Source organism: Oryzisolibacter propanilivorax, assembly GCF_900103645.1.
Taxonomy (GTDB): domain Bacteria; phylum Pseudomonadota; class Gammaproteobacteria; order Burkholderiales; family Burkholderiaceae_C; genus Melaminivora; species Melaminivora propanilivorax.
In genome coordinates this window covers 332,970-354,714 of record NZ_FNHP01000001.1, presented here as the reverse complement: position 1 = coordinate 354,714, position 21,745 = coordinate 332,970, and the positions used below count along the sequence as shown (strand labels likewise).

The window sequence follows — 21,745 nt, the reverse complement described above, 5'->3', positions numbered from 1 at the left end:
ACGGCTTTCATGATGCCTGAAAGCCGCCCGCCGGACAGTCGCCGCCAGGGCCCTCAGCCGGCCTGCGCCGGCACCGCCATGCCGCGCAGGATCTGCGGCTGCAGCGCCACCACCTCGCCGATGACGATCAGCGCCGGCGCGCGCACGTCGTGCTGCTGCGCCAGCGCCGGCAGCCCGGCCAGCGTGCCGGTCACGCAGCGCTGCTGCGCCAGGCTGGCGCGCTCGACCAGCGCCGCCGGCGTGCCGCCCGGCAGGCCGTGCGCCTGCAGTTCGCGGCAGATCAGCGCCAGCGTGGCGATGCCCATGTAGATCACCAGCGTCTGGCGCGGCCGGGCCAGCGCCTGCCAGTCCAGCGCCACCTCGTCACGGCCGCACAGGTGGCCGGTGGCCAGCACCAGCGTGCCGGCGTGCTCGCGGTGCGTGAGCGCGATGCCGGCGCAGGCGCCCGCGGCCTGCGCGGCGGTGATGCCGGGCACCACGTCGTACGGGATGCCGTGCTCGGCCAGCGCCAGCACCTCCTCGCCGCCGCGCCCGAAGATGAAGCAGTCGCCGCCCTTCAGCCGCACCAGGCTGCGCCCGCTGCGCGCCAGGCGCAGCATCAGGTCGATGATGGACTCCTGCGGCAGCGTGTGTTGCGAGGACTGCTTGCCCACATACACCAGTTCCGCCGCCGGGTCCACGTACTGCAGCACCTCGCGGCTGACCAGGTGGTCGTACAGCACCATGCGCGCGCCCTGCAGCGCCCGCAGCGCGCGCACAGTGAGCAGTTCCGGGTCGCCCGGGCCGGCGCCCACCAGGGTGACATGGCCGGGCGCCACGGGGGCTGACGGGTCCTGGGCCGGGGGCGCCTGGAACCAGCGGGCTTCTTCGACAAAGCTCATGTCTGCGTCTTTCCGGCGTGCTGCCGTGGTTGCGTGGCTGCATTGTTCGCAGCGCCCCGCGCTGCGTCCTTGACACTTCTCAAGGACGACACACGCCCCACCGGCCAGCATGGGAACACCTGCCGCAACCGGATTAACCCTGAGAAGCCGTGGACGCATTCCCAGCTTCTGAAAGCGTGTGCATGCCGTCGAACTTCTTTCCCCTGCTGGCCGCCGCCCTGGCCGCATCCGGCGCCCTGGCGCAGGACGCCGCGCCGCCGCCGCCCGAGCGCGCCGCACAGCTGATCCGCATGGTGCGCCAGGACTGCGGCTCGTGCCACGGCATGCGCCTGACCGGCGGCCTGGGGCCGGCGCTGACGCGCGAGGCGCTGGCGCACAAGCCGCCCGAATTCCTGGCCGCCGTCATTACCCACGGCATCGCCGGCACCCCCATGCCGCCCTGGAGCGCGCTGCTGGACGGCGGCGAGGCGCTGTGGATCGCGCGCCAGCTGGCCCAGGGCTTTCCTGAAGAAGCGCCACGGAGCACCACCCCATGAAACGCCGTTCCCTGCTGTCGCTGGCCTCCAGCGCCCCTTTGCTGGCCGCTGGCTGCGCGGCACCACCCCGCGCTGTGGATGCCGACGCGCCCCTGCCCGCCACGGGCGACCTGGGCGTGGTGGTGGAGCGCGCGCGTGGCGCGCTGACCGTGGTCAACACCAGCCGGCGCGAGGCCGTCGGCCGCGTCGAGGGCCTGGGCGACCTGTCGCACGCCTCGGTGGTGTTCTCGCGCGATGCGCGCTTCGCCTACGTCTTCGGCCGCGACGGCGGCCTGACGCAGGTGGACCTGCCGGCGCGGCGCATCGCGCGGCGCGTGCTGCAGGCCGGCAACTCCATCGGCGGCGCCATCAGCGCCGACGGCCGGCTTGTGGTGGCGCAGAACTACCAGCCCGGCGGCATCAAGGTCTTCGACGCCGCCACGCTCGCGCTGCTGGCCGACGTGCCGGCGCTCACCCCGGACGGCGCGCGCTCGCGCGTCGTCGGCCTGGCGGACCTGCCGCAGCAGCGCTTCATCTACAGCCTGTTCGACGCCGACGCCATCTGCATCGCCGACTGCGCCGATCCGCGCCGCCCGCAGGTGCAGACCCTGCCGGCCGTCGGCCGCCAGCCCTACGACGCGCTGCTGTCGCCCAACGGCCGGCATTACATCGCCGGGCTGTTCGGCGAGGACGGGCTGGCGCTGGTGGACCTGTGGCAGGAGCCGGCGCGCGCCCGCCGCATCCTGTCGGGCTACGGGCGCGGGCAGCAGCCGCTGCCGGTGTACAAGATGCCGCACCTGCGCGGCTGGGCGCTGGCCGGGCGCCATGCCTACCTGCCGGCCATCGGCCGCCACGAGGTGCTGGTGGTGGACACCGACAGCTGGCAGGAGGTGGCGCGCATCCCCGTCGCCGGCCAGCCGGTGTTCGTCATGGCCCGGCCCGACGGGCGCCAGGTGTGGGTCAACTTCTCGGTGCCCGACTACCACCGGGTGCAGGTCATCGACACCCCCAGCCAGCAGGTGGTGCAGACCCTGCAGCCCGGGCGCGCCGTGCTGCACATGGAGTTCACCCCGCGCGGCGAATCGGTTTGGATCAGCTGCCGCGACGACAACCGGGTGCAGGTCTATGACACCCACAGCCTGCAGCCGCAGGCGCGGCTGGACGTGGACGCGCCCAGCGGCATCTTCTTCACCGCGCGCGCCCAGCGCATGGGTTTCTGAGCCATGCACCGGCAGCACCCGGCCGACCTGGCCCTGCTGAACGACTGGCAGCGCGGCTTTCCGCTGTGCGCGCGCCCCTTCGCGGCCATCGGCCGGGCGCTGGGCCTGGAGGAAGACGCGGTGCTGGCGCACTACGCCCGGCTGCAGCGCGCCGGCGCCGTCAGCCGCATCGGCGCGGTGTTCGCGCCCGGCGCGGGAGGCGCCTCCACCCTGGCGGCCATGGCCGTGCCGCCGGCGCGGCTGGCGCAGGTGGCGCGGCAGGTGTCGGCGCACCCGGGCGTGAACCACAACTACGAGCGCGAGCACGCGCTGAACCTGTGGTTCGTCGCCACCGGCGCCGATACGCCGGCAGTCGAGGCGCTGCTGCGTGCCATCGAGGCGCAGACCGCCCTGCCCGTGCTGCGCCTGCCGATGCTGCGCCCCTACCGCATCGACACCGCTTTCGACCTGCGCGTCGGCCCGTGCCAGGCACGCCCGACCCGCGCCGCCGGCGCCGCGCTGGCGCCCACCGACTGGCCGCTGGCGGCGCTGGCCGAGCAGGGCCTGGCGCCCTGCCACCAGCCCTACGCCGACTGGGCGCGCCGGCTGGGCGTGGACGAAAGCGCGGTGCTGGCCGACCTGCGGCGCTGGCTGGCGGCCGGCACGCTGGCGCGCTTCGGCGTGGTGGTGCGGCACCACGAGCTGGGCTTTGCCGCCAACGCCATGGCCGTGTTCGACGTGCCCGACGCACAGGCCGACGCCTTCGGCCAGGCGCTGGCGCACCGCCCCGGCGTGACCCTGGCCTACCGGCGCGCGCGCGCGCCGGGCTGGCCGTACAACCTGTACTGCATGGTGCACGGGCGCGACCGCGCCGCCGTGCAGGCGCAACTGCTGGCCGCGCGCGCCGGCGCCGGGCTGCTGGGGCATCCGTACGCGGTGCTGTTTTCCGCGCGGCGCTTCAAACAGACCGGCGCGCGCCGCTTCGCCGCCAGCGCGCCGGCACCGCTGGCGGAGGCGCTGAATGCGTGAAAAATCCTGTTTTGATAGCGGCAGGCCCATGATTTACAAGGGCTCAGGCCGTTTTTCGCTTGAAAAGCCCAGGTGTGGCGTAAAGATTCTGCCTGCGCGCTCCGTTTTTCATAGCTGCAAGCCTTTGCCGATTAAGGGCTGGATCCTGTTTTTGCTTGAAAAGCGCGGCTTTCGCCCGTCGCGCGGCACCGCTGCGGAGGCCGCATGCTGAGCCGCGCCGACGCCCGTCTGATCGACCACCTGCACGGCAGCTTCCCGCTGGTGGACCAGCCCTACGCCGCCGTCGGCCAGGCCCTGGGCATGACCGAGGACGAGGTCATCGCGCGCCTGCAGCGCCTGCTGGCGCAGGGCGTGCTCACGCGCTTCGGGCCGCTGTTCCAGATCGAGCGCGCCGGCGGACAGTTCGTGCTGGCCGCGCTGGCCGTGCCCGAGGCGCGCTTCGACGCCGTCGCCGCCTGCGTCAACGCTTTCGCCGAGGTGGCGCACAACTACCGCCGCGCGCATGCGCTGAACATGTGGTTCGTCGTCGCCGCCGAGACGCCGGCGCTGGCGCAGGACGCACTGGCGCGTATCGCCGGCGCCACCGGCCTGGCCGTGCACGCCTTCCCCAAGGAGGCGGAATACCGCGTCGAGCTGCGCCTGTCGGCCCTGGCCGCGCTGCAGGACGAGGAGCAAGCGCCATGGCGCTGACGCCGCTTGACCGCGCCCTGATCGCCGCCACCCAGGGCGGCCTGCCGCTGGTGCCGCGCCCCTACGACGCCGTGGGCGCACCGCTGGGCCTGAGCGGCACGCAGGTGCGCCAGCGCCTGCAGCAGATGCTGGCCGACGGCCTGGTGCGGCGCATCGGCGCCGTGCCCAACCACTACCGGCTGGGCTATGTGGCCAACGGCATGAGCGTCTGGGACGTGGACGACGCGCGCCTGGACGCGCTGGCGCCGCGCGTGGCCGCGCTGGCGTTCGTCTCGCACTGCTACCGCCGCCCCCGCCACCTGCCGCACTGGCCCTACAACCTGTTCGCCATGCTGCACGGCACCAGCCACGCGGCAGTGCGCGCGCAGGCCGACACCGTCGCCGCGCTGCTGCAGGATGCCTGCCGTGGCCACGACATCCTGTATTCCACCGCCATCCTGAAAAAAACCGGCCTGCGCCTGAAGGAGTGAACGCCCATGTTCCGCATCAGCCAGTACCTGCGCGAGCTGGCGCAGGCCCAAGCCACCGGCCACTGGCCCGCCGTGCGCGAGCGCGCCGCGCGCGGGCCGGTCGTCATCTGGAACCTGATCCGCCGCTGCAACCTGACGTGCAAGCACTGCTACGCGCTGTCAGCCGACCACGACTACGCCGGCGAGCTGTCGCTTCAGGAAGTGTTCGCCGTGATGGACGACCTGAAGGCGTTCGGCGTGCCGGCGCTGATCCTCTCGGGCGGCGAGCCGCTGCTGCGCCCGGATCTGTTCGAGATCGCCGCGCGCGCGCGCCAGCTGGGCTTCTATACCGGCCTGTCCACCAACGGCACGCTGATCGACGCGCCCATGGCCGGGCGCATCGCGCGCGCCGGCTTCGACTACGTCGGCATCAGCCTGGACGGGCTGCGCGCCACGCACGACCGCTTCCGCCGCCTGGACGGCGCCTTCGACCGCAGCCTGGCGGCCATCGGCCACCTGGGCGCGGTGGGCGTGAAAGTGGGCCTGCGCTACACCATGACCGCGCTGAACGCGCACGATCTGCCGGCGCTGCTGGCGCTGATGCGCGAGGTGGGGGCGCACAAGTTCTACTTCTCGCACCTGAACTACGCCGGGCGCGGCAACATCCACCGCGACCAGGACGCGCAGCACCAGGCCACGCGCGCCGCCATGCAGCTGCTGTTCGACCATGCCTGGGCCGCCGCGCAGGCCGGCAGCCTGGACGACTACGTCAGCGGCAACAACGATGCCGACGGCCCGTTCCTGCTGCAGTGGACGCGCCAGCACCTGCCGCGGTGGGAGGACGCGCTGCGCCAGCGCCTGGTGGCCTGGGGCGGCAATGCCAGCGGGCAGATGGTGGCCAACATCGACAACCTGGGCCATGTGCACCCCGACACCATGTGGTGGCACCACGACCTGGGCAGCGTGCGCGCGCGGCCGTTCTCGCAGATCTGGAACGACACCGGCGATGCGCTGATGGCCGGGCTGAAGGCGCGCCCGCGCCCGGTGCAGGGGCGCTGCGCCGGCTGCCGGCACCTGGCGATCTGCAACGGCAACACCCGCGTGCGCGCCCAGCAGCTGACCGGCAACCCCTGGTTCGAGGACCCGGGCTGCTATCTGCGCGACGACGAGGTTGGGGCCGCCAGCACGCCGCTGCCACCCGCCAGACGCCAGCGCCGCATCGAGGTGACCCATGCCTGAACGCTTACACCGCCCCTGGCTGCACGCCGCCCTGGCGCTCTGGACGCTGACCGCCGGCCTGGCATTCGCCCAGGCGGCGCCTGCCGCCACGGCGGCCACCGATGCAGCCGCCACCGCCCCTGTGCCCGCTGGTAGCCGCAGTCCGGCCCTGCTGTACCAGCAGCACTGCGCCGCCTGCCACGGCGCGCAGCGCACCGGCCTGATGGGCCCGGCGCTGCTGCCCGAGAGTCTGGAGCGCACCCGCCCCGCCGAGGTGCTGCGCGTGATCCGCGAGGGCCGCCAGGCCACGCAGATGGGCGGCTTCGCCGAGGTGCTGTCGGACGCCGAGAGCGCCGCGCTGGCCGACTGGGTGCGCGCCCCAGTGCAGCCCGCGCCGCGCTGGGGCGAGGACGACATCCGCGCCTCGCGCAGCTTCACGCCGGCGCCGCCGGACGAGCCGGCGCGCCCGCTATGGAACGCCGACCCGATGAACCTGTTCGTCGTCGTCGAGGGCGGCGACCACCACGTCTCGCTGCTGGACGGCGACCGCTTCGAGGTCATCGCCCGCTTTGCCAGCCGCTACGCGCTGCACGGCGGGCCGAAGTTCACGCCCGACGGGCGCTATGTCTTCTTCGGTTCGCGCGACGGCTGGATCACCAAGTACGACCTGTGGCGCCTGCGCGTGGTGGCCGAGGTGCGCGCCGGGCTGAACATGCGCAACGTGGCGGTGAGCGGCGACGGCCGCTGGGTCATGGCCGCCAACTACCTGCCGCGCACCGTGGCGCTGTTCGACGCCGAGCTGAACCTGGTGAAAACCTACGCCGCCGCCACGCTGGACGGCAAGGCCAGCTCGCGCGTGTCGGCGGTGTACGACGCCGCGCCGCGCAAGAGCTTCGTGGTCGCGCTCAAGGACATCCCCGAGCTGTGGGAGATCTCGTACGACCCGCAGGCCGCGCCGATCCACGATGGCCTGGTGCACGACTACAAGATGGGCGAGGCCATTGCCACCCCCGGCTACTTCGGCGTGCGCCGCACGCCGCTGCGCGAGCCGCTGGACGACTTCTTCTTCGACCAGTCCTACCGCCATGTGCTGGGCGCCACCCGCCCGCAGGGCCGTGCCGCAGCCGGCGCCGCACCCGAGCGCGCCAGCGCGCAGGTGGTCAACCTGGACGCGCGCGTCAAGGTGGCCGACCTGCCGATCGCCGGCATGCCGCACCTGGGCTCGGGCATCACTTTCGCCTGGCAGGGCACGACGGTGCTGGCCAGCCCCAACCTGGGCGGCGGCGCAGTGGATGTGATCGACATGCAGACCTGGAAGACCGTGCGCACCATCCCCACGCCGGGGCCAGGCTTTTTCATGCGCAGCCACGAGGCCACGCCATACGCCTGGACCGATTCGATGATGAGCCCCACGGCCCGCGACACGCTGACCATCATCGACAAGCGCACGCTGCAGCCCGTGGCGCAGGTGCGCGAGCCGGGCCGCACGCTGGCGCACATCGAGTTCACGCGCGACGGCCGCTACGCGCTGGCCAGCGTCTGGGAGGACGACGGCGCGCTGGTGGTGTATGACGCGCAGACGCTGCGCGAGGTCAAGCGCCTGCCGATGCGCAAGCCGGTGGGCAAGTACAACGTCTGGAACAAGATCACACGCAGCGAGGGCACCTCGCACTGAGCGCGCCGGGACAGCGGCTGCTTTAGCTCGGCGCTAGCCCCGCCGCACCCAGCAGCTGCGCGGTCTCGAACAGCGGCAGGCCCATGATGCCGGAGTAGCTGCCCTCGATGCGCTCGACGAACGCCGCCGCGCGGCCCTGGATGCCGTAGGCGCCGGCCTTGCCCTGCGGCTCGCCGCTGGCGACATAGGCGTCGATCTGCGCAGCGCTCAAGGGCGCGAAGCGCACGCGCGAGCACGACAGCGCCGCCTGGCGCCGACCGGCCCAGGCCAGCTGCACGGCGGTCAGCACCTGGTGCTCGCGCCCGGCCAGGCGCGCCAGCATGCGCGTGGCGTCCTGCGCGTCCTGCGGCTTGCCGAGGATGGCGCCGTCCAGCGCCACGGTGGTGTCGCAGCACAGGATGGGCGCCGCGGGCAATGCGCGGCGCGCTTGCCGGGCCAGCGCCGCGTCGGTTTTCAGGGCGGTCACGCGTTGCACGTAGTCCTGCGCATCCTCGCCCGGCAGCGGCGCCTCCAGCGCCTCAGCGTCCTCGGGCGCGTCGCCCGCGGCGTTGGGCAGCAGCAGCACGTGGCGCACGCCGATCTGCTCCAGCAGCTGGCTGCGCCGCGGGCTTTGCGAGGCAAGGTAGATGAAATCGGGCATTTTCAAGCCAAAACAGCCTCTGGCCCTTATAAATCAAGAGCCATTAGCTATCAAAAATGAAGCAAAAGCTATTCCCGGTGGTACGGGTGGCCGGCATTGACCGACCAGGCGCGGTACAGCTGCTCGACCAGCAGCACCCGCACCATGGCGTGCGGAAGCGTCAGGTCGGACAGGCGGATGCGCTCGTGCGCCGACTGGCGCAGCGCCGGGTCGAGCCCGTCAGGGCCGCCGATGACCAGCGCCACATCGTCGCCCGACAGCTGCCAGTCCTGCAGCCGCTGTGCCAGCGCCTTGGTGGTCAGGGCCGTGCCGCGCTCGTCCAGCGCCACCACGCGCGTGCCACGCGGGATGGCGGCCTCGATGCGCTCGCGCTCGGCGGCGTACAGCGCCTCCAGCGTCTTGGAGCCGCGCGGCTCGGTCTTCACGGCCTTGAGCTCGACTTTGAGCTCATGCGGAAAGCGCTTGGCGTAGTCGTCCCACGCCGTCTGCGCCCAGTCGGGCACGCGCTGGCCGACAGCGACGATCAGCAGCTTCATCGCGCGCTAGCCCGGCAGGGTCAACCGGCGCGGCCGGCGGCCTTCTTCGCCGGCGCCTTGCGCGGCGCGGCGGCCTTTTTGGCTGGGGCCTTCCTGGCGACGGCGGCCTTCTTGGCGACGGCGGCCTTCTTGGCCACCGGCTTGTTCACCACCACGGTCTTGGCGGCCGTCTTGGCGGCGGTCTTGCGCGCAGCGCTGCCTGTCTTGCTAGCCACCGCGGTGGCCGTGCCCGCCGTCTTGCGCACGGGGGCCTTCTTGGCGGGCGCCGCCTTGGGCGTGGCGGCCTTGGCCACGCCGGTGGCGGCCTTGCGCGCCGGTGCCTTGCGCGCGGCAGTGGCGGGCGCCGCGTCCTCGAACGCTGCCGCCGTCTTACGCGCCGGTGCGCGGGTCTTCTTCGCGGCCGGCTTGGCCTCGGCCGAGGCATCCTCAGAGGCCATGGTCTTGCGCGGCTTGGCGGCGCCTAGCTTCAGGCGCACGGGCTTCTCGCCCCAGATCTCCTCCAGGCGGTAGTACTGGCGGATGGCCGGCTGCATCACGTGCACCACGGCCGGGCCGCAGTCCACGATGATCCATTCGCCATTGTCCTCGCCCTCGGTGCGCGGCTTGGCAAAGCCGGCCTCGCGCACGGCATCGCGCACGCTGGCGGCCAGCGCCTTAGTCTGGCGGTTGGAAGTGCCGGTGGCGACCACGACGCGCTCGAACAGCGGCGACAGGTGCTCGGTGTTGAAGATCTGGATGTCCTGGGCCTTGACGTCCTCCAGGCCATCGACGATGGCGCGTTGCAGCTTGGTGACGTCGCGCTTGGCTGCGGTTTCCGATTTCGTGGAAGTGCTCATCGGTCTAAGGTGTGGGGTGGAGATGGGGGGCACTATAGCGTTGCGTGCCCGCAAAGGGATGTAGTCCGCGTCCTGCCTGCGCAGGACGCTATCGAAAGGTGAGCTGAAGGCGGCTTCAGAGCCAGTCGCGGCGCTGCAGGTAGCGGGCCGTGAGTTCGGCTTCGCGCGAACCGGGCTCGGCCTCGCGCCGGTAGCTCCAGGCCGCCAGCGGCGGCATGGACAGCAGGATGGACTCGGTGCGCCCGCCCGACTGCAGGCCGAAGTGCGTGCCACGGTCCCAGACCAGGTTGAACTCGACGTAGCGCCCGCGCCGGTACAGCTGCCAGTCGCGCTCGCGCGCGCCGTATGGCATGTCCATGCGGCGCTGCACGATCGGCAGGTACGCCGGCAAAAATGCATCGCCCACGCTTTGCAGCATGGCGAAACTGCGCTCGAAGCCCAGTTCGGCAAAATCGTCGAAGAAGACGCCGCCCACGCCGCGCTGTTCGTCCCGGTGCTTGAGGTAGAAGTACTCGTCGCACCATTGCTTGAAGCGCGGGTACAGCTCCTCGCCGAACGGCGCCAGCGCGCCCTGGCAGGCCCGGTGGAAGTGCGCCGCGTCCTCGTCGAAGCCGTAGTACGGCGTCAGGTCCATGCCGCCGCCGAACCAGCACACCGGCTCCTGGCCCGGCTGCCCGGCGGCGATCATGCGCACGTTCATGTGCACCGTGGGCACATACGGGTTGCGCGGGTGGAAGACCAGCGACACGCCCATGGCCTCGAACGGCGCGCCGGCCAGCTCAGGCCGGTGCTGCGTGGCCGAAGGCGGCAATTGCGGGCCGCTGACGTGCGAGAAGCCGCAGCCGGCGCGCTCAAACACGCGCCCGCCCTCCAGGATGCGGGTGATACCGTCGCCCTGCAGGGATGAATCGGCCGGACGCTGCCACGCATCCTCGCGGAAGCGCGCACCGCCCTCGCCTTCGGCGTCTTCGATGGCGCTCGTGATGCGGTCTTGCAGGTTCACAAGGTAGCTACGTACTTCTTCGCGCATGGTTGCAGTCGCCAGTCATTCAAAAGGGCATGGCGCACGAAACCGCGCCGTGTCAGACGCGCGGATGCCGCGGATCTGGCTCCGCCAGGCCGCTGGCATCGTCCCCCTTCCCAGCGAAGCGCCAGAGCAGAGGGAAGCCGCGCAGCGGCTCAGGGGGTTGCGCCTCATTTCACGGCCCGGTGGCCGATGTCGCTGCGCCACTGCGCACCGTCGAGGTGGATCTGGCGCACCACGTCATAGGCACGCTGCTGCGCCTGGCGCACGTTGTCGGCCAGCGCCGTGGCGCACAGCACGCGCCCACCGGTGGCGCGCAGCGTGCCGTCCTCGTCCAGCTGCGTGCCGGCGTGGAACACCACGGCGTCGTCCGCCTCGGGCGGGATGCCGGTGATGGCATCGCCCTTGCGCGGGGCCTCGGGGTAGCCGTGCGCGGCCAGCACCACGCCCAGGGCGGTGCGCCGGTCCCATTGCAGCTCGACGTCGCCCAGGCGGCCGTCGGCGCCTGCCGCCAGCAAGTCCACCAAGTCGCTTTTCAGGCGCATCAGGATGGGCTGCGTTTCCGGATCGCCCATGCGGCAGTTGAACTCCAGCGTCTTGGGGTGGCCCTGCGCGTCGATCATCAGGCCGGCGTACAGGAAACCGGTGTACGGGATGCCGTCCTTTTCCATGCCGCGCACGGTAGGCAGGATGACCTCGCGCATGGCGCGGGCGTGCACGTCGGCGGTGACCACGGGCGCGGGCGAATACGCGCCCATGCCGCCGGTGTTAGGGCCCTGGTCGCCGTCTTTGAGGCGCTTGTGGTCCTGGCTGGTGGCCAGGGCGACGACGTCCTTGCCGTCGCACAGCACGATGAAGCTGGCCTCCTCGCCTTCCAGGAATTCCTCGATAACGACGCGCGCGCCCCCTTCGTTGTGCGCCACGCCCAGCGTGTTGCCCTGCAGCATGTCGTCCACCGCGGCGTGCGCCTCGTCCGTCGTCATCGCCACCACCACGCCCTTGCCGGCGGCCAGGCCATCGGCCTTGACGACGATGGGCGCACCCACGCGGTCGATGAAGGCGTGCGCCGCCTGCGGCTCGGTGAAGGTGTCGTAGTCGGCTGTGGGAATGCCGTGGCGACGCATGAAGGCCTTGGAGAACGCCTTGGAGCTTTCCAACTGCGCGGCAGCCCGCGTCGGACCGAAGATGCGCAGGCCGTGCGCGCGGAACTCGTCCACCACGCCGGCGGCCAGCGGCGCCTCGGGGCCGACCACGGTCAGGCCGACCTTGTGCTCCTGCGCCCACTCGCGCAGGGCGCGCACGTCGGTCAGGGGCAGGTTTTCCAGTTTGGCGCCGTGCGCCGTGCCGCCGTTGCCCGGCGCCACGTACACGCGCGTGGCCTTGGGCGACTGGGCCAGCTTCCAGGCCAGCGCGTGCTCGCGCCCGCCGCCGCCGATGACAAGAATCTTCATGGGGTGATTTACAGCTCGGCGTTGTGGTAGACCTCCTGGACGTCGTCCAGGTCTTCCAGCACGTCCAGGAGTTTTTGCATGCGCGCGGCGTCGTCGCCCTCCAGCGCTATGGTGTTGTCGGCGCGCATGGTGACCTCGGCCAGCTCCGGCTGCAGGCCGGCAGCGGCCAGCGCGTCCTTCACGGCTTCGAAGTCGCCGGGCGAGGTCAGCACCTCGATGGCACCCTCGTCGTCGCTGATCACGTCCTCGGCGCCGGCTTCCAGCGCCACCTCCATGACTTGGTCCTCATCGGTGCCCGGGGCGAACACCAGTTGGCCGACATGGCGGAACTGGAACGCCACCGAGCCCTCGGTGCCCATGTTGCCGCCGTGCTTGGAAAACGCATGCCGCACCTCGGCCACGGTGCGCACGCGGTTGTCGGTCATGGTGTCGACGATGATGGCCGCGCCGCCGATGCCGTAGCCCTCGTAACGGATTTCCTCGTAGGTCACGCCGTCCAAATTGCCGGTGGCCTTGTCGATGTTGCGCTTGATGTTGTCGGCGGGCATGTTGGCCGCGCGGGCCTTCTCCACCGCCAGGCGCAGGCGCGGGTTGGTGGCGGCGTCGCCACCGCCCTGGCGCGCCGCGACCATGATCTCGCGGATCAGGCGGGTCCAGATCCTGCCGCGTTTTTCATCCTGCCGGCCCTTGCGATGCTGGATGTTGGCCCATTTGCTGTGTCCTGCCACGGCACCCGTCCTTGTTTTCGTGTGAGTTGATTTAACCTAGCGGGCGATTCTACTTTTCCCGCCTAGGCGGTTTCCCTGATATGGCCGAACCCCTGCTCCTGGCGCGCAACGCCCATGCCGAGTGCCTGCTGCTGCCGGCGCTGGCGAATCGTCACGGTCTTGTCACCGGTGCCACCGGCACCGGCAAGACGGTGACGCTGCAGGCCCTGGCCGAGCAGTTCTCCGGCATCGGCGTGCCGGTGTTCATGGCCGACGTCAAGGGCGACCTGACCGGCATCAGCCAGCCGGGCCACATTGGCGTGAAGCTGGCCGCGGTGCTGGCCGAGCGCAGCATCAACCCGCCCGCGCCCACGGCCTGCCCGACTACGTTGTGGGATGTGTTCGGCGAGCAGGGCCATCCGGTGCGCGCCACCATCTCCGACATGGGGCCGCTGCTGCTGGCGCGCATGCTGGCGCTGAACGAGACGCAGGCGGGCGTGCTGACCCTGGTGTTCAAGATCGCCGACGACCAGGGCCTGCTGCTGCTGGACCTGAAAGACCTGCGCGCCATGGTGCAGCACGTGGGCGACAACGCGAAGCAGTTCACCACCGAGTACGGCAACGTCAGCAGCGCCAGCATCGGCGCCATCCAGCGTGCGCTGCTCGGCCTGGAGCAGCAGGGGGGCGACCGGTTCTTCGGCGAGCCGATGCTGGACATCGACGACCTGCTGCAGACCGTCGATGGGCGCGGCGTGGTCAACATCCTGGCGGCCGACCGGCTGATGAACGCGCCGCGCCTGTACGCCACCTTCCTGCTGTGGCTGCTGTCCGAGCTGTTCGAGCGCCTGCCCGAGATCGGCGACCCGGACCGCCCCAAGCTGGTGTTCTTCTTCGACGAGGCGCACCTGCTGTTCACCGACGCGCCCAAGGTGCTGGTCGAGCGCATCGAACTGGTGGTGCGCTTGGTGCGCTCCAAGGGCGTCGGCGTGTACTTCGTCACGCAGAACCCGCTGGACATCCCCGACAGCGTGCTGGCGCAGCTGGGCAACCGCGTGCAGCACGCGCTGCGCGCCTTCACCCCGCGCGACCAGAAGGCGGTAAAGGCCACGGCCAGCACCATGCGCCCGAAGGCCGGGCTGGACATCGAGGCCGCCATCACCGAACTGGCGGTGGGCGAGGCACTGGTCAGCCTGCTGGACGCCAAGGGCCGCCCCAGCGAGACCGAGCGCGCTTTCGTCATTCCCCCTGGCAGCCGCATCGGCCCGGTGACTGAGGAAGAGCGGCACACGCTGCTGGCGGGCTCGCTGGTGGCCGGGCGCTATGACCAGACGGTGGACCGCGAATCGGCCTACGAGCGGCTGCGCGGGCGTGCAGAGGCGACGGCGGCCCCGCCGGCCGCTGGTGCAGATACGCCCCCGGGCGGCCTGAAAGGCGAGCTGAACGACCTGCTGTTCGGCACCACCGGCCCGCGCGGCGGCAAGAAGGACGGGCTGGTGCAGACCATGGCCAAGTCGGCGGTGCGCACCATGGGCACCGGCCTGGGGCGCGAATTGCTGCGCGGCGTGCTCGGCAGCTTGCTGGGCGGTGGCAACCGGCGGCGCTGAAGCGTTTTTGCATCTTTCAGGCTTGCAGCCCTTATTCTTCAAGGGCCTGAAGCTATTGAAAAAATAGCAGATCAAATGACTGGGAATACGTACAGAATCAGTTTCGCTTGATTGTGGTCATGGAATTGGGGTTAACCCTGAGGTTGAATCACGCCATACACACGATGGAAAGCAAGGTGATCCCCATGTTCGTCACTCGCCGCCACTTGCTGGGAATGGGCGCCGCCGGCGCACTCGGCGCCATGGGCGCAGGCATGAAACTCTCGCCCCTGTCACAGGCGCTGGCCGCCGCGGCCGACCCCGACCCGGCCGCGCAGCTGGCCGCGCTCAAGGCGTTCAGCGGCCAGGTGCCGCACGCCACGCACTACGGCCCGCTGCTGGCCACCGTCAAGAACGGGCGCATCGTGGACGTGCGCCCGCAGGCCAGCGACAAGCGCCCCACGCCCATGCTGACCGAAGGCGTGCTGGACCGCACCTACGACCAGACGCGCATCACCGGCCCGGTGGTGCGCAAGTCCTATCTCGAATGGGAGCAAAACGGCCGCAAGGGCAGCAACAAGCCCGAGCTGCGCGGCAAGGACGAGTGGGTGGAAGTCAGCTGGGACACCGCCCTGGGCCTGACGGCCAAGGCCATCCTGGACACCATCGAGAAGCACGGCAACGAGGGGTGCTTCTCCAGCTCCTACGGCGGCTGGTCGCACGCTGGCATCTTCCGCCCGAACGTGCTGCAGGGGCGCTTCTTCAACCTGCTGGGCGGCTGCTCGATGACCACCGGCGACTACTCCGCCGGCGCCGGCCAGATCATCATGCCGATGGTCATCGGCGACATGGAGGTGTACTCGGCCCAAACTGCCTGGGAGGTGATGCGCGACAACACCGAGCTGGTGGTGTTCATCGGCTGCGATCCGGACAAGAACAACCGCATCGAGTACACCGTGGCCGACCACGAGATGTTCGCCGGCTGGGACGCCATCAAGGCCGCCGGCTGCAAGTTCATGTCCATCAACCCGCAGGTCACGACCACCGACGAGAAGATGGGCTCGGAGTGGGTGCGCATCATCCCCAACACCGATACCGCGCTGTTCCTGGCGATGGGCTACCACCTGCTGAGCACCAAGAAGCACAACCAGGCGTTCATCGACAAGTACACCGTCGGCTTCGACCGCTACCGCGCCTACCTGGAGGGCAAGGACGGCGACGGCAGCCCGCCCAAGACGCCCGAGTGGGCCGAGAAGATCACCGGCATCCCGGCGGCCAAGATCCGCTCGATGGCCGAGCTGATGGCGTCCAAGCGCACGCAGCTGTGCGGCAGCTGGGCGATCCAGCGCGCGCACCACGGCGAGATGCCCTACTGGGCCATCGTCAACTTCGCCTGCATCCTGGGCAACATCGGCCTGCCCGGCCAGGGCGTGGGCTTTTCCTGGCACTACGGCGGCGGCGGCATGCCGCAGTCCGGCGGCGTGGCGCCCACCGGCATGTCGCAGGGCCGCAACCCGGTCAAGAAGATCTGCCCGGCCTCGCGCATCAACGAGATGCTGCTCAATCCCGGCAAGGCGTTCAGCTACAACGGCAGCCAATACACCTATCCCACGGTCAAGCTGATCTACAACGCCGGCAACAACGTGTTCTCGCACCAGCAGGATCTGAACGAGCTGGCGCGGGCGCTGAAGAATGTCGACACCTACATCTGCCAGGAGCCGTGGTGGAACGGCTCGGCGCGCTGGGCCGACATCGTGCTGGCCGCTACCACGACCATCGAGCGCAACGACCTGTCCACCGCCGGCACCTACAGCATCGACAAGGTCTTCGCCATGAAGCAGGTGGTGGCGCCGCAGCACAACGCACTGGACGACTTCGAGATCTTCCGCCGTCTGTCCGAGCTGTGCGGCATCGAATACGCCTTCACCGAGGGCAAGACGCAGATGGACTACGTGCGCGCGGCCTACGAGGGCAGCACCGCTGCCAAGACCACGCCGTTCGACAAGTTCTGGGCCGAAGGCATGGCGCCGATTCCGGTGCCCCAGCAGGCGCACCGCTGGACGCGCCACGGCGAGTTCCGCGAGGACCCGAAGAAGCACGCGCTGCACACGCCCAGCGGCAAGATCGAGATGTATTCCTCGACCATCGAGAAGATGAAGATCGCTGACATGCCGCCCATGCCCAAGTGGCAGGAGCCGGGCGAGTACCTGGGCAACGCACGCAAGGGCCAGGTACACGTGGTCAGTCCCCACCCGTACTGGCGCCTGCACTCGCAGCTGAATAACTCGGCGAGGCTGCGCAAGCGCTACGCCATCCAGACGCGCGAGCCGCTCACGCTGAGCGTGGAGGACGCGCGTGCCAACGGCATCAAGGACGGCGACTTGGTCGAGCTGTTCAACGACCGCGGCGCGGTGGTGGTCGGCGCGCGGGTGTCGGACAAGATCATGCCCGGCGTGGTGAGCCTGTACGAAGGCGCCTGGCCGCAGCTGGACAGCAAGGGCCGCTGCAACAACGGGCAGATCAACTTCCTGACCTCCAGCCGCGGCGCCAGCGGCCTGACGCAGGCGGCCACGGCCAACAGCTGCATCGCCTCGATCCGCAAGTGCCGCGACGCCGACGCCGGCGGCACGCGCGCCTTCGCGCCGCCGAAGATCCGCAAGAGCGACATCAAGTTCGACGCCCAGTTCTTCGGCGCCGACCGGGCGGTGTCGCTGCGCGAGAAAGCCACCGCTTCGCTGTCGCCGGCCGAGAAGATCTTTTACCAGCGCTGCACCATGTGCCACGGCCCGCGCGACCCCGGACAGTTCACGGAAAAGCAGTGGCTGGGCATCACGCCCAGCATGTTCCAGCGCGCCGGCCTGAACGACAACGAGCGCAAGGTGGTGCTGGAGTTCCTGCTGAAAAACGCCAAGCAGTAAGTCGGCACGCGCGCACGGCGCGCACGGCGCATGCGGGTCGTCCTGCGGGCGCCGGTGCGCTTTTTTGCGTACCGGCCGACAGGGCGCGCGCCAGGGTGCAAAATTCCGTCCACGGCGCCGCGTGGCGCCCTTTCCACCGTATTCCGAACAAGGCCCTCGCCCATGAGCAGCAGCAACGTCCACGTCATCGACCACCCCCTGGTGCAGCACAAGCTGACCCTGATGCGCAGGAAGGACGCCAGCACCAACAGCTTCCGCCGCCTGCTGGGCGAGCTGTCCACGCTGATGGCCTACGAGGTGACGCGCGACATGCCGTTGCAGGACATCCAGGTCGAAACGCCCCTGGAGACCATGACCAGCAAGGTCATCGACGGCAAGAAGCTGGTGCTGGTGTCTATCCTGCGCGCCGGCAACGGCTTCCTCGACGGCATGCTGAACGTGGTGCCGGGCGCGCGCATCGGTCACATCGGCCTGTACCGCGACCCCGAGACACTGCAGCCCGTGGAGTACTACTTCAAGATGCCGTCCGAGATGCAGGAGCGCGACATCATCGTCGTCGATCCGATGCTGGCCACTGGCAACTCGGCCGCCGCCGCCGTGGCGCGCCTGAAACAGCTGCAGCCGCGCTCGGTCAAGTTTGTCTGCCTGCTGGCCGCGCCCGAAGGCGTCGCCACGCTGCAGGCGGCACACCCGGACGTGCCCATTTTCACCGCCGCCATCGACCGCGAGCTGGACGCGCACGGCTATATCCTGCCGGGCTTGGGCGACGCGGGCGACCGGATCTTCGGCACCAAGTAGTTACCGTTTAAACGGCGCTACAGGTTGGACACTGCCATCCGCATGGACGTATCGTGCAAGGCCATCATCGGAGACCCACCATGCAACATCCTGTAGTGCCCTGCCGTTCGTGCTCGGCCGCGCGTCGCCTTGTCCCGGCGTTGGCGGGTGCCGCGCTGGCGGTGGCCAATGCCTCTGCCCAGGAGGTTCCCGCTGACTTCAGCGCCCACGAAGTGCCTTCTGGTGTACATCCGCGCTACGTAGTCGATCCGGCCCGGCCGACCTGGCCAGGCGCGGTGGTGAATTACTTCTACAACCCGAGTCGCCAGCCAGCCGGATTGAGCGTCGCCACCGTGCTGCAGGCGCTGGTCAACGCTGCGCGCAAATGGGAAGACGTATGCAACGTGCGTTTTCAATATCGGGGGACAAGCACCGCCGAGCCAGCGTTGGACACCGTTTTCAGCACTGTCGACAGGGTGAATGTGGTGGGCTGGCGGCTGCTTTCCGGCAACCAGTCCGGATATGCTGGTTATGTGGCGTGGTGGTGGCAGGGTGCCGGCATGGTGGACGCCGACATGGTGCTCAACACCGCCTATGGCGCACAGCTGTCGCGCAACCCGCGTGAACTGGAAGCCCTGGCCACGCACGAGATGGGACACATGCTGGCGATTGAGCATTCGGACAAACAACAGTCGGTGATGTTTGCCAATCCCTACAACAACTTCGCTTTCCAGACCACTCTGCGAGGCGACGATGCTGCAGCTTGCGCCAGCCTGTATGGGAGCGCGCCGCACGCTCCCGCCAATCGCATCTTCAACTGGGCTGAGCAGACTTTCACGCAGTTTGTCGGCCCCGCCGGTCAGTCCTCCCAGAACCTGGACGGCTATCACTACCGCTATTACCCTGGCACCGCCAGCTATCTGGCGGAAAAAGACGGCATGCTGCTGTACTTGCCCGCGGACGGACCGCTGATCCCTCTGGGCGGAGTGCAGGACACATTGCCGGCGGCTTCAGCAGCAGGTTTTTGACCACTGCCGGCAATCCTTCCCGGGTTCACGGCACGACCTGCCCCACCGTCGCCGACGGAGGTGCCGCCAGATCGGCCGATGGGCCGGGCGCCGCGGCAGTGGCGCTCGTCGGGGCACTGGCCAGGCCACGCCAGCTCGCCACCAGGTCATCGGCCATGGCCTGCAGCAGCCGCAGCTCGCTCGTATCGAAGGCGCGCGGACGTGCATCCAGCAGGCACAGCGAGCCCAGGACATGCCCGGCAGGGTCGCGCAGCGGCGCTCCGGCATAGAAGCGCACGCCCCGGCTGCGCAAGGCCGGGTTGCCGGCAAAGCGCGCATCGCGCGACAGGTCGGGCACGACCATCGTCTGGCGCAATGCCACCACATGCGCGCACAGCGACAGGCGGCGCGGCATGCTTGCGGAACCTTCCCCCCCAGGATCGTCGTCACTGGCCGATGCGGCGTTGGCCTGGAGCAATGCGCCGTGGCTGCACAGAGCGATCTGGTGCTCGCCGTCCACCAGCGACACCATGGCCTGCGGCATGTCGAAAATGTCTGCCGCGCGCTTGGCAGCGTGCAGGCAGGCTTGGCGCACGGCGTCGCTCTCCAGCACGCCGCTGGCCAGCAGCGCCTGCACCCGTGCGGCGTCGTCCTCGGGCACCGCTGCCTCCTCGAACGTGGCATGCAACTGCACGCCCTGCAGCTCGCCCACACGTGCCACCGTCTCAGCCAGCGACAGCGCGACCGCATCCGCACCCAGGGTCTGCACGGCCTCGGCGCTACCGGGCGGACCCTCCTGCGACTCGCCCCACAGCGCCAGCACGATGCGCAGGTGCGGCCACCGCCGGTGCAACCGGCGGCTGAAATGCCGCGCCGCGGCGATCGGTTCGCTGGCCAGCCAGACCACACAGACCACGTGCACGCCCTCCAGTGCCAGTTCGTCCAGATGTTCGTTGGTCAGCGTGCCGAACGAACGCGTCTGCGCTGGCCAGCCCTGCAGGTTGAGCGCGTGCGCCGCCATGCGCGCAGCCATGTGGTCCAGTTCCCATTTCCCGCCCAGGCAGACGATGGGCTGCTGCTGGTGCGTCGCGGCGATGGTGGTGGTGAGCGGTGGCGGGTATTGCTCTTCCAGGTCATCCAGCAGCGCGTCCAGGCCTTCGAACAGCCGCAGGCGATGTTCGGGCGTGGCCACGCGCAGGTGGTCGCCCATGGCCATGTGCAGCACGGGCACGCCGACTTGGCCATAGAACGCCTGCACCGAGCCCTTGAGCGCCTCGATGCGGTGCACGCTCAGCTCGATGGCCTCTTCCGGGTCGCCGGCCAGCAGCCGCTGGTAGATCCGGGTGGGCTCGTCCAGCACCGGCTGGCTGCCCAGCAGGATGTCCAGGAACCCCAGCTGCGGCAGGTAGCGGCCGATGACCAGCAGGCACACCGTCAGCGGCGTGGACATGATCAGCCCGACCGGGCCCCACAGCGTGGCCCAGAACGTGGCCGCCACCACCAGCGACAGGATGGACAGCCCGGTGCTGGAGCCGTACAGCCAGGGCTCGACGATGTTGTTGCTGATCAGTTCCAGCACCACGATCAGGGCGATGGTCCACAGTACCAGGCTCCAGCCGGGATTGACGGCAAACGCCAGCGTGACCGGGAACAGCGCCGCCACGAAGGCGCCGACATAGGGCACGAAGCGCATCAGCCCGGCCAAGGCTCCCCACAGGAAGGCGCCAGGCACGCCGATCAGCCACAGTCCCAGCGCCATCGGAATGCCGTAGCTGACGTTGACCATCAGCTGCATGGTCAGGTAGCGCGAGATGCGTGCGCCGGCCTCGTCCATGGCGTCGGTGGCGCGGTGCAGGTTGCCGCCCAGCAGGCGCAGCAGTCGATCGCGCAGGTCCACCCGGTCCAGCAGGATGAAGATCACGAACACCAGCACCAGGCCGGCATCGGTCAGCGGGCGCTTGAGCGCGTCGAACGCCGCCAGCGCCTGCTGCGCGGGCGACAGCTGCAGCGGCTGCACCTGCACCTTCTGCACCGAGCGGCTGCGGCTGGCGTCGGGTGGCGTCGCCGCCTCGACCTCGCTTTGCACGATGTCCAGCGTGCGCTTGGCGCCATCGAACATGCCGGGCGCGCGCAGCTCGCGTGCCAGGCTGCGCAGCTTCTTGCGGATGGTGGTCTGGTATTGCGGCAGCTGCTCGCTCAGCGAGCGCGCCTCGTTGGTCACGAACAGCGCCGTCACCCCCAGCACCGACAGCGTCGCCGCCACCACCAGCAGCACCGCCGGCAGGCGTGGCAGGCCGATGCGCTTGAGCCGCACCACCAGCGGATCGAGCACGAAGCTGAGCAGGAACGCCAGCGCCAGCGGCACCAGGATGGTGCGCCCGGCGTAGAGGCCGGTGATGATCAGCGCCGCGGTCACCATGCCGGCCATGAAGCGCAGGCTGGGCGCCAGTGTGACCAGGCCCGAAGACTCGCGCCCTATCGGGCCGCCCAGGGGGGCGGGCGCAGGCGCGGCGGCGCCGGAAGGAGTTTCGTTACGGGACATGAACGGCAGGCCTGATGGAATCAGACGATTGTCAGGTCCGGCTGTCCTGCCAGGTTGTAGGCGCTGGC

General features: G+C 69.9%; 20 protein-coding genes. 12 read left to right on the top strand and 8 right to left on the bottom strand.

Features of this window, described 5'->3' with window-relative positions:
- Positions 1 to 53: 53 nt before the first annotated feature.
- Positions 54 to 881 (bottom strand): uroporphyrinogen-III C-methyltransferase, encoded by an 828-nt coding sequence (gene cobA / locus BLQ61_RS01560; RefSeq protein WP_091565843.1) that lies wholly within the window; start codon positions 879 to 881, stop codon positions 54 to 56.
- A gap of 182 nt (positions 882 to 1,063) precedes the next feature.
- Between cobA and BLQ61_RS01555 the strand changes: the two genes are divergently transcribed.
- The 8 genes from BLQ61_RS01555 to BLQ61_RS01525 are packed head-to-tail and all read left to right on the top strand — an operon-like array spanning position 1,064 to position 7,656.
- Positions 1,064 to 1,417 (top strand): c-type cytochrome, encoded by a 354-nt coding sequence (locus BLQ61_RS01555; RefSeq protein WP_091565840.1) that lies wholly within the window; start codon positions 1,064 to 1,066, stop codon positions 1,415 to 1,417.
- Positions 1,414 to 2,616 (top strand): cytochrome D1 domain-containing protein, encoded by a 1,203-nt coding sequence (locus BLQ61_RS01550; RefSeq protein WP_091565838.1) that lies wholly within the window; start codon positions 1,414 to 1,416, stop codon positions 2,614 to 2,616. The genes BLQ61_RS01555 and BLQ61_RS01550 overlap by 4 nt, the downstream gene beginning before the upstream one ends.
- Positions 2,617 to 2,619: 3 nt before the next feature.
- Complete coding sequence (gene ahbB / locus BLQ61_RS01545; RefSeq protein WP_091565835.1) at positions 2,620 to 3,624, top strand: siroheme decarboxylase subunit beta; 1,005 nt, start codon at positions 2,620 to 2,622, stop codon at positions 3,622 to 3,624.
- Positions 3,617 to 3,835 (top strand): hypothetical protein, encoded by a 219-nt coding sequence (locus tag BLQ61_RS17160; RefSeq protein WP_139182704.1) that lies wholly within the window; start codon positions 3,617 to 3,619, stop codon positions 3,833 to 3,835. Before ahbB (BLQ61_RS01545) ends, BLQ61_RS17160 begins: the two co-directional genes overlap by 8 nt.
- Positions 3,829 to 4,314, top strand: coding sequence for an Lrp/AsnC family transcriptional regulator (locus BLQ61_RS01540; RefSeq protein ID WP_091565833.1), 486 nt, complete (start codon positions 3,829 to 3,831; stop codon positions 4,312 to 4,314). The genes BLQ61_RS17160 and BLQ61_RS01540 overlap by 7 nt, the downstream gene beginning before the upstream one ends.
- Complete coding sequence (ahbB, locus tag BLQ61_RS01535; RefSeq protein WP_091565830.1) at positions 4,305 to 4,784, top strand: siroheme decarboxylase subunit beta; 480 nt, start codon at positions 4,305 to 4,307, stop codon at positions 4,782 to 4,784. The genes BLQ61_RS01540 and ahbB (BLQ61_RS01535) overlap by 10 nt, the downstream gene beginning before the upstream one ends.
- A gap of 6 nt (positions 4,785 to 4,790) precedes the next feature.
- Entirely contained in the window at positions 4,791 to 6,002 is a 1,212-nt protein-coding gene (gene nirJ, locus BLQ61_RS01530) for a heme d1 biosynthesis radical SAM protein NirJ (protein ID WP_091565827.1), read from the top strand.
- A complete protein-coding gene (locus BLQ61_RS01525; protein WP_091565825.1) occupies positions 5,995 to 7,656 on the top strand; it encodes a nitrite reductase in 1,662 nt (553 codons plus the stop codon). Before nirJ ends, BLQ61_RS01525 begins: the two co-directional genes overlap by 8 nt.
- Before the next feature lie 22 nt (positions 7,657 to 7,678).
- On the opposite strand, the gene BLQ61_RS01520 is transcribed toward BLQ61_RS01525, so the two are convergent.
- The 6 genes from BLQ61_RS01520 to BLQ61_RS01495 all read right to left on the bottom strand — a co-directional run bounded on the left by BLQ61_RS01520 (position 7,679) and on the right by BLQ61_RS01495 (position 12,871).
- A complete protein-coding gene (locus BLQ61_RS01520; protein ID WP_091565822.1) occupies positions 7,679 to 8,296 on the bottom strand; it encodes a Maf family protein in 618 nt (205 codons plus the stop codon).
- 68 nt (positions 8,297 to 8,364) lie between these two features.
- Entirely contained in the window at positions 8,365 to 8,832 is a 468-nt protein-coding gene (gene rlmH, locus BLQ61_RS01515) for a 23S rRNA (pseudouridine(1915)-N(3))-methyltransferase RlmH (RefSeq protein WP_091565820.1), read from the bottom strand.
- Positions 8,833 to 8,852: 20 nt separating this feature from the next.
- Entirely contained in the window at positions 8,853 to 9,668 is an 816-nt protein-coding gene (gene rsfS / locus BLQ61_RS01510; RefSeq protein WP_091565818.1) for a ribosome silencing factor, read from the bottom strand.
- Between the two features lie 115 nt (positions 9,669 to 9,783).
- On the bottom strand, positions 9,784 to 10,698 hold the full coding sequence (hemF, locus tag BLQ61_RS01505) for an oxygen-dependent coproporphyrinogen oxidase (RefSeq protein ID WP_091565816.1): 915 nt from the start codon (positions 10,696 to 10,698) through the stop codon (positions 9,784 to 9,786).
- Between the two features lie 164 nt (positions 10,699 to 10,862).
- Complete coding sequence (gene purD, locus BLQ61_RS01500) at positions 10,863 to 12,143, bottom strand: phosphoribosylamine--glycine ligase (RefSeq protein ID WP_091565813.1); 1,281 nt, start codon at positions 12,141 to 12,143, stop codon at positions 10,863 to 10,865.
- Between the two features lie 8 nt (positions 12,144 to 12,151).
- Entirely contained in the window at positions 12,152 to 12,871 is a 720-nt protein-coding gene (locus BLQ61_RS01495; RefSeq protein WP_091565810.1) for a YebC/PmpR family DNA-binding transcriptional regulator, read from the bottom strand.
- An 80-nt stretch (positions 12,872 to 12,951) separates the two neighbouring features.
- On the opposite strand from BLQ61_RS01495, the gene BLQ61_RS01490 reads away from it, so the two are divergent.
- The 4 genes from BLQ61_RS01490 to BLQ61_RS01475 all read left to right on the top strand — a co-directional run bounded on the left by BLQ61_RS01490 (position 12,952) and on the right by BLQ61_RS01475 (position 19,156).
- A complete protein-coding gene (locus BLQ61_RS01490; RefSeq protein ID WP_091565807.1) occupies positions 12,952 to 14,454 on the top strand; it encodes a helicase HerA-like domain-containing protein in 1,503 nt (500 codons plus the stop codon).
- 185 nt (positions 14,455 to 14,639) lie between these two features.
- Entirely contained in the window at positions 14,640 to 17,351 is a 2,712-nt protein-coding gene (locus tag BLQ61_RS01485; protein ID WP_217629366.1) for a molybdopterin-dependent oxidoreductase, read from the top strand.
- Positions 17,352 to 17,513: 162 nt separating this feature from the next.
- Positions 17,514 to 18,149, top strand: coding sequence for a uracil phosphoribosyltransferase (gene upp, locus BLQ61_RS01480; RefSeq protein WP_091565805.1), 636 nt, complete (start codon positions 17,514 to 17,516; stop codon positions 18,147 to 18,149).
- 80 nt (positions 18,150 to 18,229) lie between these two features.
- Positions 18,230 to 19,156 (top strand): matrixin family metalloprotease, encoded by a 927-nt coding sequence (locus BLQ61_RS01475; protein WP_091565802.1) that lies wholly within the window; start codon positions 18,230 to 18,232, stop codon positions 19,154 to 19,156.
- 25 nt (positions 19,157 to 19,181) lie between these two features.
- Here BLQ61_RS01475 and BLQ61_RS01470 read toward each other — a convergent pair whose 3' ends face one another.
- Positions 19,182 to 21,677 (bottom strand): AI-2E family transporter, encoded by a 2,496-nt coding sequence (locus BLQ61_RS01470; protein WP_091565799.1) that lies wholly within the window; start codon positions 21,675 to 21,677, stop codon positions 19,182 to 19,184.
- Between the last annotated feature and the right edge of the window lie 68 nt (positions 21,678 to 21,745).

What these genes read in the sequence shown, in the direction of transcription:
- nirJ (WP_091565827.1), top strand. Translation starts at nt 4,791, where the DNA reads ATGTTCCGCATCAGCCAGTACCTGCGCGAGCTGGCGCAGGCCCAAGCC.
- BLQ61_RS01540 (WP_091565833.1), top strand. Translation starts at nt 3,829, where the DNA reads ATGCTGAGCCGCGCCGACGCCCGTCTGATCGACCACCTGCACGGCAGC.
- BLQ61_RS01470 (WP_091565799.1), bottom strand. Translation starts at nt 21,677, where the DNA reads ATGTCCCGTAACGAAACTCCTTCCGGCGCCGCCGCGCCTGCGCCCGCC.
- hemF (WP_091565816.1), bottom strand. Translation starts at nt 10,698, where the DNA reads ATGCGCGAAGAAGTACGTAGCTACCTTGTGAACCTGCAAGACCGCATC.
- rsfS (WP_091565818.1), bottom strand. Translation starts at nt 9,668, where the DNA reads ATGAGCACTTCCACGAAATCGGAAACCGCAGCCAAGCGCGACGTCACC.
- ahbB (WP_091565830.1), top strand. Translation starts at nt 4,305, where the DNA reads ATGGCGCTGACGCCGCTTGACCGCGCCCTGATCGCCGCCACCCAGGGC.
- BLQ61_RS01525 (WP_091565825.1), top strand. Translation starts at nt 5,995, where the DNA reads ATGCCTGAACGCTTACACCGCCCCTGGCTGCACGCCGCCCTGGCGCTC.
- BLQ61_RS01555 (WP_091565840.1), top strand. Translation starts at nt 1,064, where the DNA reads ATGCCGTCGAACTTCTTTCCCCTGCTGGCCGCCGCCCTGGCCGCATCC.
- purD (WP_091565813.1), bottom strand. Translation starts at nt 12,143, where the DNA reads ATGAAGATTCTTGTCATCGGCGGCGGCGGGCGCGAGCACGCGCTGGCC.
- BLQ61_RS01490 (WP_091565807.1), top strand. Translation starts at nt 12,952, where the DNA reads ATGGCCGAACCCCTGCTCCTGGCGCGCAACGCCCATGCCGAGTGCCTG.
- BLQ61_RS01475 (WP_091565802.1), top strand. Translation starts at nt 18,230, where the DNA reads ATGCAACATCCTGTAGTGCCCTGCCGTTCGTGCTCGGCCGCGCGTCGC.
- cobA (WP_091565843.1), bottom strand. Translation starts at nt 881, where the DNA reads ATGAGCTTTGTCGAAGAAGCCCGCTGGTTCCAGGCGCCCCCGGCCCAG.
- BLQ61_RS01550 (WP_091565838.1), top strand. Translation starts at nt 1,414, where the DNA reads ATGAAACGCCGTTCCCTGCTGTCGCTGGCCTCCAGCGCCCCTTTGCTG.
- BLQ61_RS17160 (WP_139182704.1), top strand. Translation starts at nt 3,617, where the DNA reads ATGCGTGAAAAATCCTGTTTTGATAGCGGCAGGCCCATGATTTACAAG.
- ahbB (WP_091565835.1), top strand. Translation starts at nt 2,620, where the DNA reads ATGCACCGGCAGCACCCGGCCGACCTGGCCCTGCTGAACGACTGGCAG.
- rlmH (WP_091565820.1), bottom strand. Translation starts at nt 8,832, where the DNA reads ATGAAGCTGCTGATCGTCGCTGTCGGCCAGCGCGTGCCCGACTGGGCG.
- upp (WP_091565805.1), top strand. Translation starts at nt 17,514, where the DNA reads ATGAGCAGCAGCAACGTCCACGTCATCGACCACCCCCTGGTGCAGCAC.
- BLQ61_RS01520 (WP_091565822.1), bottom strand. Translation starts at nt 8,296, where the DNA reads ATGCCCGATTTCATCTACCTTGCCTCGCAAAGCCCGCGGCGCAGCCAG.
- BLQ61_RS01485 (WP_217629366.1), top strand. Translation starts at nt 14,640, where the DNA reads ATGTTCGTCACTCGCCGCCACTTGCTGGGAATGGGCGCCGCCGGCGCA.